Here is an 11,927-nt window from a genome sequence, read left to right as displayed (position 1 = left end):
TATATTTGCAATTTGGCCGATGGGATACACTGCCATTTTATTTTAAACCTAATCTAGGTTAAAAGGAGGTAGAAATCAAGAGGGGATAGATGAGAATTACGATGGGGAAAAACAGTCACCGGCTCAGCTTAACAGAGATACTCTGGTATAATCTATACTATAAAATGCTTAAATGGAGGACTAATGTCTGCCGAGAAATTATTTCTTAATCGTTACAACCGCTATCAAAATCTTGAAAAACGGTATGTGCAGAGCTTTGACCGGATAAGCAATCTGCGTTTATTTGTATTCCTGGTGGGAACAGCGCTTACCATACTCAGTTCGTTCATGGGAACCGCAGCACTGGCCGTATCCATTTTTCTTTTCTTCCTCTGTATATTCCTGGTACTTGTTTTTAGGCATGCTAAAGTTGAACGGGAATTGCAGACAGTTAGTGCCATGCTGGAAATACAGCGCAGGTATTTGAGCAGAATGAACGGGGAGTGGGTTTCGTATGAAGATTGCGGCCTGGATTTTATAGACGGCAATCACCCCTATACCTATGACCTGGACATTTTCGGGCCCAAATCTTTGTTTCAGTGGATATCGGCGGCTAAAACAGATCTTGGCCGTTGCCATCTGAAAACCCTCCTGGCAAGCCCGTCAAAAAGACCTGATGCCATAAAAATGCGCCAAAATGCAGTTAGGGAACTGGCTACCAAACTGGAGTTCTGCCAGAAACTGGAGTGCCACGGATTGCTGGCAGATAAGGCATCGCAGGGGACAAGCGGATTAATTAGCTATGCTGAAGAATCCAGGGTACTCTCCAAGGGCATACACATCATTCGCTTTTTTCCCCTCGTTACCATCCTGGCTGTGGTGCTGTATATTTTACGATGGGGTATACCCGTACAAGTGCCTGCAGTACTTCTGGCTATGCAGCTACTATTTGGTTTCCTGGGGTATTTAAAAGTCTCTTCAGATCTGAGCAAGGTATATCCATTCCAGAAAAGTTTAGAGGCCTTTAGAAACATGTTCTTGTTAATTGAGTCTGAACCATTCAAAAATGATTACTTATCCACCCTTAAATCTGAATTGTACAGTCAAATAGAGCCTGCTTCCACTAGCATGAAACATCTGGAAAGAATATCGGATGCGATTGACCTGCGCTACAACCCCATTTTTTATTTCATATTTAATATCTTTCTATTATGGGATTTCCATTGTGCGGTTTATCTGGAACGATGGAAAATTCGATACGGCAATAGAATTAGAGCCTGGTTTGAAACGATCGGGGCTTTTGAAGCCTTAAGCAGTCTTTCGGCAGTATCACACCTACATCCGGAATGGGTTTTCCCTGAGCTTCAGGATGATGGTATGAAGATTCGAGCGCGGGAGCTTGGTCATCCCTTAATCCAGCCGGAAAAGTGCGTTCACAATGACATTGTAATTGATAACCGCTCTTGTATTATTACCGGTTCAAATATGTCAGGGAAAAGCACCTTCCTTAGAGCGATGGGAATGAACCTGGTACTGGCTTATGCAGGGACAGCCGTTTGCGCCCGGCAGTTTAGGTGTTCTATTATGGATATATTTACCTCTATGGTGATAAGGGACGACCTTATAGACGGTATTTCTACTTTCTATGCAGAATTGACCAGAATAAATATGATATTAAAGCATTCAGACCAACAGCAACCGATGTTTTATTTAATTGACGAAATATTCCGGGGGACAAACTCATTGGACAGGATTGCCGGTGCCCGGGTTGTCTTAAGAGAATTGAGCAAGAGGGGGGCAATCGGTTTGATTTCCACACATGATTTCGAGCTTTGCGATCTGGAAAAAGACAGCCCATTAAACTTCAGGAATTATCATTTCGAAGAACAATACGCAAAAGGCGGAATCCATTTCGATTATAAGCTTCGTCCCGGCCGGTGTACCACTTCCAATGCCCGCTACTTGATGAAAATGGTGGGGATTCATATTCCCGAACATTAGAATAGAATACGAGCTTCCCTGCCCCCAGTATGCCCGGATAAAATCCTGTTAAATTTTATTGAAATTATTAAACCTGCATTGTTTAAAATCAAATTATTGTTTTCAATAATTCCAAAGATACAGGGGGACACAGCGAAAACGCCCCCCTGTGTCCGATAGAATGAGATTTTGGCATATCACAGTTATGGGATATACTGGGCTATAGGGTTGCGGTTGCAGATGGTTATTGAACAACGAGTCAGCAAGGAGGCAAATCATGATAGAACAAATAAGGAACAATTTATATCGTATTGAAATCCCGCTGCCACAAAATCCGCTCAAAGCTTTAAATTCCTATTTCATCAGGGGCTCTAACAGAAACCTCCTGATTGATACGGGTTTTAACCGGGAAGAATGCCGTATTGCTATGGATAGAGCCATCCAAGAGCTGGACATCGCTTTGGAAGAAACCGATATTTTAGTCACGCATATTCATGCCGACCATTCCGGGCTGGCAGGATATTTGGCCCGGCCAGAAACAAGAATATACACTGGCGGATACACGCACAAGAGTTTAACCCAAACAAACAATCTATCGAATTATCATGCTGATTTTATTAAGCAAAGCGGCTTAATGGAAATGGGATTAACCCAGGATCTTTCGTTTCATCCGGGGTATCGCTATCGCAGCGCCCCGGTCAGCCATGGAACTGTTGTCCGGGAAGGAACCCTGATCCAAGCGGGGGATTTCACGCTGCAGTGCCTCATGACAACCGGTCATGCCCCGGATCATATATGCCTGTATGATCAGAAACATAAAATATTATTTAGCGGAGATCATATACTGGGAGGAATTACCCCCAATAACACGGTTTGGGATTCACCCTGGAACATCCGGATCGATTATTTGGACGAATATTTTAAAAGCCTGGAAAAAATTCAGGATCTGGATATCGAGCTTACTTTGCCGGGGCATCGGCGCATCCTGACCGATTGCCAGGGCAGAATAGAAGAGCTGAAAGTGCATCATCATAACCGATTGAATAACGTCCTGGATATTTTAGGGAATAAATCTATGACAGGTGCACAGGTAGCCAGCAAGATGAAATGGGATTTAAATATTAAATCATGGGAGGAATACCCCCCGGCGCAAAAACTATTTGCATCGGGAGAGGCATTATCCCACCTAACCCACCTGGTATTTAAAGGGGTTTTGGCAAAAGAGCTGAGAGACGGTTTGGTTTATTACCATATAGTTTAATCTTGCTTCTGCTGTCTGTTTCGCTGGTTTCTGTCAATTTTGAGAACAAAATGAGGTATAATTAGTTGTATTGGAAGGATGTTCCATACCGGCCTTGAAGGACGCCGATGTTGCGGTCATCGATATAATTGAGGCTCTGGGATTGTTTATTAACCCATTGCGTCTGGCAGTCACGTTGAGAAGATAATAATGCAGCGTTAGGTGAGGTTATATGAAAGAACTGCGTCTATTAATGATTTCCCTTTTTTTTACTATATTAATTGCCGGCTGCACCGGAGCCAAAGCAGATAATCAATCAGCCCAAATCGGAAAGCTGATAAATAAACAAGACCGGATTAAAGCCGTAGATATCATAGAATCTGCTACCGAAGAAAAGACCGTGACGCTCAGTGATGCAACCGATATTTCTACATTTATAAACATGATTAAGGAGATACCGGTTAACAAACTTTCGAAGAGCGAAGATAATGATTTCATGCTGGAGAGAATACGAGATGATTCCTTATTAAATGTTTGTTTCTATACAGATGATACTGCTCGCAAGTCAATGGCAGGAATGTTATTTATATGGCCCGATGGTTATGTTTATGCGGTAGATGTTGGTTCAATGCAGAGTAGTGAAAGGACAATTGCGTATCTGTCAGAATCCCGATACCCTGAAATTTACGAGCATTTAAAGAAGCACCTGCCCTAAACTGCTTCCGTTTGCCCAATCCTATTTGCCTGCTGGTTTATGATTCCAATAATACCGGGCTTATGATAAAGCCAATACAAACCTACTAAAAAAGGGGAGCAAATTATGGACATAAAAGATAAAAAAGAAGACAAACAAAGCAAACGCAAGATAGAAGAATATAAAAAACACCCAATGATTAATTTTGCGGATTCAATAAACCGTTCAATGATAGGTGACTTAGGGGAATTAACAAAAGGAGGCTGCCTTACTAAGATTATCACGGCAGTAATAATTATTGGAGTATTATTTTTCCTTTTTCGATGTTCTCATTAAGTTAAATTCATAACATGTTATTTATGCGGCATAGAGTTTAAATCAAATAACCATGAAGACAGAATTAATGGCTATATTATTACGGACTAGGAGGAAATACATATGAACAGAATAAGATTTACGTTTGCTCCGGTAGTAGTTTTGCTCACGTTTATTGTCTGCCTGCCTTCAGCTTTTGCCCAGCGGGATATAGGGCTGCAGGTACAGGGAAAACTGATGGGGATTGAGCCTGCTCCTTACATTGATGGTGACCGGGTCATGGTTCCCGTTCGGGAGGTTGCCGGTAATTTGGGGGCAGAGGTAACCTGGGACGGGGAAAAACAGGCTGTTAAGGTAGTCCGGGGAGAATACCAGATTACGATGGTTATTGGTCAGACCCAGGCCGTGGTTAATGGGGAAAACGTACAGTTGGAAGGTGCTCCGGTTATCACGGACGGCAGGGCTATGGCGCCGGTCAGGGTTCTGGCAGACGGTTTGCAGGTTCCGGTGTCCTGGGATAGTGCGACCCGGGTGGTCAGCCTCGGCAAATCAGCGTTGGTCGCAGGGAGTTCGCTCGATTTTCCTCCTTTTGAGTATAAAGAGGGTAATGATATCGTTGGTTTTGATATCGATTTAATTATGGCTATTGAAGAAATGTGGGAAGAAGATATTGCAATCCAAGACATTAGTTTTGACCGGCTGATACCTTCTTTGCTTTCAGGACAGGTTGATTTAATCGTTTCGGGGTTGACGATAACGGAAAGCCGCCGGGAAGTAATAGACTTTACCATACCCTATTTTGAGTGGGGCGAGATAATACTGACCCCCAAAGGCGCTGATAATGATATGGTGCTTGAAGATCTGGCCGGCCAAAAAATAGCTGTTCAGGGCGGAACCACTGCCCATGATCTGGTCGTTGCCCTGGCGAAAAAACACCCGGATACCCAACTCATACTGTTCGATTCATTAGAGGAAGTTTGGGCGGCAGTAGAAGAGAACAAGGCTTATGCAGCCGTAGTTCCTTATCCCCTGACCGCGCATTATTTAAATACCCATCGTGAAAATAATCTGCAGCTGGTTGGAAAAGTGTTCTCCGTTTATCCGGAGGGGATTGCTGTCCAAAAGGGGAATCAGGAACTGCTGGATAAGCTTAATAAGAGCCTGGAGACATTAAAAGAGAATGGAACCTATGATCGCCTCTGGGAGAAGTGGTTCGGCTCCGGGAGATAAAGGGGTTTAAAATGCCGTAAAAATCAAATTTGATTTTTATGGCATTTTTGTATCGTTAACGAATCGCTTTTCGTCAAAAGGTATGAAAACGGAGCAAAGCGGGGGAGAGGAATGAAAATATCATTGGGGATTGGGGTTATAGCCGCAATAATAGGGGGACTGACCGGCCTGATATTAAATGACTGGTCGATGACAGTAAAAATTTGCGGATATATGGGCGGCGGCTGCCTGGCTTTGGTGGGTTTGTTAAACGGCGCATTTATCAGCGGGGACAGAAACAGAGCGAATTACCACATCGAAACCAAGGATACGAGACAAGAAAAGGAAAGGATAACCAACAGTCTATTAATGATATCTGCCCCCAATATAATTGTTGCGATACTAACTTATATTTTCGGATAAAAAAGCAATACCGAAATTAAGGGTGCTATCCCAGGGGGGGGGGGAGCGTAGTTATGGCCCATAAACCAGAGTTCGGAGATGATTCACTCTGGCTTTTAGCAATTGAAAACTACTACCCGAGAATTGTTAATTACCTATATTTTTTAACTGAAGACCGATTTTTGGCCGAAGACATTGCTCAGGAAACCTTTGCCCGGGGCATGGAAAAATTCCACCAGCTTAAAAATCCGGACAAGTTTTTTCCCTGGCTGCTCTCTATAGCCGTAAATATCAGCCGCAGCCAGCTTAAACGGAATCGACGCACCGTACCTGCCTCAGGTATGATATTTTATATTTCCAGGTTACCCGTTGATGATTCCGCTGCAGAATTACTGGAACGAAAAGAAACGACGGCGCTGGTGTTGAAAGCCATCCGCCAGCTGTCCCGCCAGGAGCAGCAGGTAACCATTATGCGTTATTATTTAGATATGAAGGAAAAGGATATTGCCTTTGCTCTGGGGGTAAGTGTCGGAACGGTAAAAAAACAATTATCCAGAGCGCGTTCCCGGTTACATAATGATCTTCAGCAGTTGTCTGAAAGCGCAGGTGATGAAAATGCCCAAGGATAAATTGGATGACTTTTTAAGCAGTTCACTGAAAGCCGCCGAAATTAAAGTCGACCCCCCTATAAATGAACTGGAACAGATGATTGCCGAAAAAATAATAATCAACCGGCGCCAGAAACGCCAAAAGCAACGTCGCGTGATAGAGATCGCGGCTGCAGTGATTTTGTTACTGGCTGTATCCGGGGCGGTTTTCTTTCCCGGGCCGGCTTACGCCCTAAAAAAACAGCTGTTTCAAACTATAATTAATATAGGCCAAAGCTTAAACATCAGTCTAAGCAGCGATGCCGACCAGCTTCGGCTCCAAAACCGGATAGCTCAAGAAGTTGCTGCTATTCAGGAGGATGTACCTTTTGGAATCTTAGTTCCCCGCTATATACCTCCGGGATTTGATTTGGAGAGCGTCAAACAGAGTCCTACCGATGAACAGGCTTGTATTATTATGTCTTTTAGCGCGCCGGATGCTAACATACTATTTGTTCAGACCGGCATTACAGATAAATTCAGTTCTTCTGTAAATGTAGACGCCCAACAGGCCAAAGCCAGGAAAGTCTCGATTGATAGATACGAAGGCAATCTGATTACTTTTGAGGATGGTTCCGCCAGTTTATTGTGGATTACGGACGACCATATCATGTGTCAGATATTCGGGGATATCAATCCTGAGCAGGCTCTTGAGATGGCTGAGTCAATTTAGCGGTACAAAGGTGAAATAGCAGTGGGAAAATGCAATTACCACTGCTATCAACCATCTATTGAACCAGCAGCGCTTTGGAAACCGACGCCTTGGCGCTGTCAGCGCCTGCTTTTTCCGCGTGATGAACCGCCCTGCAGCGGTAAGAGTACCCTCCGGCTATTTTAATTGACGCGGAACCCCTGACATAAACGCAGGAACTATCGCTATAGGTGCGGCTGGTTACATCGACCCAGCTTGATCCGTTCCATCGCTGCAGGAAAACCTCCACATAAATATAATCGACCGTACCGTAAGCCATTGTTTCGCCGTAAATAGCAACGGTTCCATCCGAATTATCAGCTATGGTGCAATTCCATTGCTTAATCAGCGAAGATTCTTCCTTGGAGCCTTCCTGCATATTGACTTCGATTCCATTTTGCAGATCAGGATGAACTGTTTCTTCAGCCGTTACCGAAGATCCAATCTCTTCCGCAGCAGCCACCCCAGACAAACAGACCGTAAAAGTCAGCAGAGACAGCAGGGAAACTAAGATACGAGCGCTTCTTTTCATGAGTATACCGCCTTTCAGTTGAATTCAATAATAAGACCATTTGAACAGGGAAAAGGTTGACAAAAAATCTTTAAAATCTTTGTCAACCTTTTTGCCTGCTTATTTGTCTAGTTGTCAGATACCCAATAAGTGGGAAGAAGAAATGTTGGGGATAAGGAGGTGGTGCCTATGGAGATTAAAGAAGAAATAGCAAGGGAGGTGGAAGCTTATACTAGGCAGCTAAATTATCTAGCAGAAAGAAAGGAGTTGTGAGTTAGTTGACAACAACTAAAAGAAAAACAATACCCATAATTATTTTACTGGTATTCAGTTTATTATTTATTCCGATTGCCCCGTCAAATGCTGAAGATGTATCCCTTGATAAACCTAAAGCCCAAGTCATTCAAATCGAAGAAAACGGTAATCAGATATTGGAAGTATCCCAAAACGATAAGAAAGTATACTGTGTTTTTTCACATGGTATCATCATGGATAAGCCAAATGAAGTGGAAGATAACGGAGTAAGATATTATTTTAGCTTAACTGAAAATATAGATGAAGCAAAAGAAATTGTTAAGTATGATCCTTCAGCCAATGAGAATCAAGACGATTCAAGTGAATTGTCAAGTAGTTTCTGGCATGGGAGTTATATAGAGTCATACTCAAATTGGTTACATGTTCATCTGGCACCTGTCGATGTAAGTTATATAACGAGTTTAGGATGGGTTGCAGCTGACACTTTAGCTGCAATTTTAATCGCAACTGGTGTTGTAAGTATTACAGTAGGAGTTGCTTTAGGGGGGATTGCAACTGTTGCAATTATTAGTTACTCTTGGTATGTACAAAATAACGATGGATCGGTCGATATTGAGACTCAGATCCCCAGTTTAAACCCATCCCGATGGGTTAATCCTGGACAATATTTAGGTTGGGCTACGTCAGGAACGAATTGGGGACATGATTACTATTGGCCGTCAAATGCTCCCGCTTATGGGTATCCTTGATACAAGGGGGAATTTAGTGTTTATTAGTATCTTAAAAAAATACGTAGGAATTGTCATGTTAGCTATTATTACGTTATTAAGTGTTACAACTATTAAAATACACTTTATTAATGCCGGTTTAAATAATAAAAGCGCTCAGCTAGTAACAGTCATAATTATCGCATCATTTTTATTGGGATACGTTACAGCTTGGTTCACATTATCTTCTCATAAATAATAAAAGATGAAGATACCGATATTTCCAGTGTATCAATTGGATTAGGGGGCATTTGCTCCCAAGGGAAAAATACCCTACACCGGTTCAGGCTATGGCAACTATAATGAAAGAGAGATTCTGGACAAACATATAGAAACATACGACGAATTATGGGACGAAACCGGCGATTCCTTGTAGGAATTCTTGTATAAATTTGCCCAAACTCGCCAACATACCGCAAGGTAACATATAAGATATATTGATGTTATACTATGGGGTAAGATATGCTTGCCCCATAGTATTACCAGGAAGGGACCTTAATGAAAGAGTTAAAATGTTTTACAATTACCTTGGATTATGGCAACGGAGCGTTTCCCACCTTTGAACAATACATATCTAAGAAGAAATTATATGCCCGGTATGCGGTAAAGCCAATTGGCATCAATTAAACGATCTGCATATAGATACCAGCGTAATTAAGAAAAAGTCGCTCATTAAACCTTCCGGCAGCAGCGAGTATGGAAGCTTTATTCTGATTTCCGACCGGATGGCCAAGGTACTGGGGAATGAAGTCATAACCGGTTACGAACTGCGCCCGGTGATACATGTGGGCTCAGAGAGGAAGCGAAAAGAAGTTCATCAATTTACCGTAAATAATATTTTGCCTCCTTTCAGCAGTAGAATGCGGTTTGAATCCAGACCGGGAGAATATTGTTCTAGCTGCGGGATTACCAGCCGCTTCAAGTGGCCGCTGCATTACGATTCTTCCTCTTTAAGAGATGTGAAAGACTTTAACCTCAGCTGTGAATACACAGGAAACGGAGCCGGTTATGAGCGTGATATCGTAATCAGCCGAAAAGCCAGAGACTTATTGATAAATATGAAGGCGCAAAAAGAGCTTCAGCCGGTGATTATTGTCGAGCAATAGCAACACCATTCAAAAGAAGATCTAGAAAAAATTTATAAATTTTCAGGAGGTTATAATTTGGATAGAGGTAATAATAAACCGATTATTAAACAATTTGGTGAACTTACTTTACACGATTTTTATGAATATCCAGTATGGGTTCAGTGTCATGTAATGGATTATGAAGAGCCATGGTATGATGAAACTGATGAAGAAACCTTCAGGCCTTGGTTGGGTGAACTTCCTGTATCACCTTCTTTAGCAATATTCCTCGTTAAGTCAAAATTTATTTTGGCCGACGGAACAAAATATGACGGCTTTATTACTCCAGGAGAACCAGGCAAAAGTAATAATGTCGGGGGATTAGGGTATATTCAGCCCTATGTTTTTGTAAATAATAAGAAAAAAATCGGCTTTTGGTTTGGAATTTTATCAGATAATTATGTTAAAGAGGAAAAGAAACTTATTTATTCCCTTATAGGGAAAAAGCCGGAGGATATTTTCCCCATTTTATTTGAAGCGGACAAAAAGTTGGCAGGAGGGGTGGTAAAAGGAACTGTTCCAGGTTTCTGCCAAGACTCTAACAAAGGGCAAGTTACTGTAGAAATATAATTTATTGTATGCTTGCCCCTGCGGTAGAATGGCTGCGATTTCTATTACGTCCTTTAGTCTAAAGATTATGTGCCAATCCCCGATTCTCAGCCTTTGAGTTTTGATATGTCGCCTTGGGGCGGAACCACAGCTAATTTCTGAATTATAAGATACCAATTAATAAAAATTTATTAATAAAGGGGGAATTACCAATTAGTAAGGTATATTATCATTGATAATAATCTCGGCTTTAAAGATAATTTCCCCTATGACTTATATGAAACGCTATGGAAAAAATTGTTCATTTATATGCTGGATAAGGCGGACTTGCTGAGAATGTTTCCGGATAAAGATTGTCCCAATAATCACCACTGGAAGGTTTTTTCGGAAAACTTTATACCCGATAAAATCATAAACGGTGATTGGATTTTCAACATAAAAGACTTTAAAGAGAAAGTAATTGAGCATATTGATAGTATTTATTATCTTAGTATTCATCAAGTATTGGAGAAAAATGGGCAGGAAATTTTTTTCACCTATGATATGCCCAGTTCAATTTCTTTGTTAATTGAGAATAAAGCTGAACTGCAAGCTATCAAAGTTATTTTAGAGCAAAACGGGATTAGTGAAACCGAATTGCAGCAACTTAAATAATTTAGCCAATGGATACGATACAATAGATATTCATTATTTCAGAAAACATAAGAGGAATTTTACGTATTTTTTCGGGTCAATTTTCAAAGAAAATCGCCGCCGTAAGCTCCGCCTGTTCCCGCTCTTACTTCATTCATGATCTTTCTGGCTGCGCCCATTGGAGTCCTATCTGGTCGCTTATCAATATGGATGCCCATTTTATTTCTGTGATAAAATTGGAAAAACGTCAACTATAAAGCGGTAAGGACTAAGGAGGAATTAATCATGTTTTGGGAAAAACCCGGGCCTCAGAATACCGATGCCACGCTGCAAGCGGCGGTCAAACGGGCCGGGGAGCTGGGGCTCAGGCATCTGGTGGTGGCCAGTTGCTCCGGGAGCACTGCTCTCAAGCTGCCGGACAGCGGGCTGGATATAGTATGTGTAACTCATCATGTAGGATTTGCCGGCCCCGGCCAGGATGAGATGCCGGAGCAAAATCGGCAGCTGCTGCTCAAGCGGGGAGTAAAAATTTTAACCACCACCCACCTGTTGGCCGGGGTGGACCGGTCTTTGCGCAAGCAATTCGGCGGGGTGTATCCGGCGGAGATCATTGCTCAGACCCTGAGAACCCTGGGGCAGGGGGTAAAAGTGGCGGTCGAGATTGCCTGCATGGCCAAAGACGCCGGACTCATACCCCACGGGGTGGAAGTGGTGTCCGTAGGCGGCAGCGCCCAAGGCGCCGACGCGGCTATCGTAGTGGCGCCCGCCCATTCCAATAACTTCTTTTCCACTGAAATAAGGGAAATAATTTGCATGCCCCGGCTTAAATAATAAAAATTTACCGTCCTTTATATCTGATCAAGGCTTTAATGATGTTAGTATAACTTAGTTTTCAGCTTTTTTGTTTCACCCTACGGAAAGCATTATA

Annotated in this window: 15 protein-coding genes; 14 read left to right on the top strand and 1 reads right to left on the bottom strand. The window is 42.4% G+C overall.

The window, feature by feature from the left end; genetic code table 11:
- Nucleotides 1–183 precede the first annotated feature (183 nt).
- From ACU70B_RS11115 to ACU70B_RS11080, 8 genes are all read left to right on the top strand, one after another.
- Nucleotides 184–1,980: a MutS family DNA mismatch repair protein gene (locus ACU70B_RS11115; protein ID WP_447183608.1), complete on the top strand. Its 1,797-nt coding sequence runs from the start codon at nucleotides 184–186 to the stop codon at nucleotides 1,978–1,980.
- Nucleotides 1,981–2,236: 256 nt separating this feature from the next.
- Nucleotides 2,237–3,220, top strand: a complete 984-nt coding sequence (locus tag ACU70B_RS11110; RefSeq protein WP_447183607.1) for an MBL fold metallo-hydrolase — start codon at nucleotides 2,237–2,239, stop codon at nucleotides 3,218–3,220.
- 211 nt (nucleotides 3,221–3,431) lie between these two features.
- Complete coding sequence (locus ACU70B_RS11105; RefSeq protein WP_447183606.1) at nucleotides 3,432–3,914, top strand: hypothetical protein; 483 nt, start codon at nucleotides 3,432–3,434, stop codon at nucleotides 3,912–3,914.
- A gap of 105 nt (nucleotides 3,915–4,019) precedes the next feature.
- Nucleotides 4,020–4,229 carry a DUF6366 family protein gene (locus ACU70B_RS11100; RefSeq protein WP_447183605.1) on the top strand — a complete coding sequence of 70 codons (210 nt, stop codon included), beginning with the start codon at nucleotides 4,020–4,022 and terminating at the stop codon, nucleotides 4,227–4,229.
- 102 nt (nucleotides 4,230–4,331) lie between these two features.
- The gene (locus tag ACU70B_RS11095) at nucleotides 4,332–5,438 is read left to right on the top strand and encodes a transporter substrate-binding domain-containing protein (protein ID WP_447183604.1); all 1,107 of its coding nucleotides are present in this window, start codon (nucleotides 4,332–4,334) and stop codon (nucleotides 5,436–5,438) included.
- Nucleotides 5,439–5,549: 111 nt separating this feature from the next.
- Entirely contained in the window at nucleotides 5,550–5,840 is a 291-nt protein-coding gene (locus ACU70B_RS11090; RefSeq protein ID WP_447183603.1) for a DUF5316 domain-containing protein, read from the top strand.
- Nucleotides 5,841–5,893: 53 nt separating this feature from the next.
- Complete coding sequence (locus tag ACU70B_RS11085) at nucleotides 5,894–6,448, top strand: RNA polymerase sigma factor (RefSeq protein WP_447183602.1); 555 nt, start codon at nucleotides 5,894–5,896, stop codon at nucleotides 6,446–6,448.
- Nucleotides 6,435–7,139, top strand: a complete 705-nt coding sequence (locus ACU70B_RS11080; RefSeq protein ID WP_447183601.1) for a DUF4367 domain-containing protein — start codon at nucleotides 6,435–6,437, stop codon at nucleotides 7,137–7,139. Before ACU70B_RS11085 ends, ACU70B_RS11080 begins: the two co-directional genes overlap by 14 nt.
- A gap of 55 nt (nucleotides 7,140–7,194) precedes the next feature.
- On the opposite strand, the gene ACU70B_RS11075 is transcribed toward ACU70B_RS11080, so the two are convergent.
- On the bottom strand, nucleotides 7,195–7,689 hold the full coding sequence (locus tag ACU70B_RS11075) for a hypothetical protein (RefSeq protein WP_447183600.1): 495 nt from the start codon (nucleotides 7,687–7,689) through the stop codon (nucleotides 7,195–7,197).
- A 257-nt stretch (nucleotides 7,690–7,946) separates the two neighbouring features.
- Here ACU70B_RS11075 and ACU70B_RS11070 point away from each other — a divergent pair, with 257 nt between their 5' ends.
- The 6 genes from ACU70B_RS11070 (at nucleotide 7,947) to ACU70B_RS11045 (ending at nucleotide 11,830) form a co-directional block, all read left to right on the top strand.
- A complete protein-coding gene (locus ACU70B_RS11070; protein WP_447183599.1) occupies nucleotides 7,947–8,672 on the top strand; it encodes a hypothetical protein in 726 nt (241 codons plus the stop codon).
- A gap of 516 nt (nucleotides 8,673–9,188) precedes the next feature.
- The gene (locus tag ACU70B_RS11065) at nucleotides 9,189–9,317 is read left to right on the top strand and encodes a hypothetical protein (protein WP_447183598.1); all 129 of its coding nucleotides are present in this window, start codon (nucleotides 9,189–9,191) and stop codon (nucleotides 9,315–9,317) included.
- Between the two features lie 98 nt (nucleotides 9,318–9,415).
- A complete protein-coding gene (locus ACU70B_RS11060) occupies nucleotides 9,416–9,796 on the top strand; it encodes a hypothetical protein (RefSeq protein WP_447183597.1) in 381 nt (126 codons plus the stop codon).
- 57 nt (nucleotides 9,797–9,853) lie between these two features.
- Entirely contained in the window at nucleotides 9,854–10,387 is a 534-nt protein-coding gene (locus ACU70B_RS11055) for a hypothetical protein (RefSeq protein ID WP_447183596.1), read from the top strand.
- Between the two features lie 315 nt (nucleotides 10,388–10,702).
- Entirely contained in the window at nucleotides 10,703–11,020 is a 318-nt protein-coding gene (locus tag ACU70B_RS11050) for a hypothetical protein (protein ID WP_447183595.1), read from the top strand.
- A 264-nt stretch (nucleotides 11,021–11,284) separates the two neighbouring features.
- Complete coding sequence (locus ACU70B_RS11045) at nucleotides 11,285–11,830, top strand: pyruvate kinase alpha/beta domain-containing protein (RefSeq protein ID WP_447183594.1); 546 nt, start codon at nucleotides 11,285–11,287, stop codon at nucleotides 11,828–11,830.
- Nucleotides 11,831–11,927 lie beyond the last annotated feature (97 nt).

The sequence above is a fragment of the Syntrophomonas curvata genome (assembly GCF_052976825.1).
The sequence above is the reverse complement of the archived record's forward strand: the minus strand, read 5'-3'. Positions and strand labels throughout refer to the sequence as shown.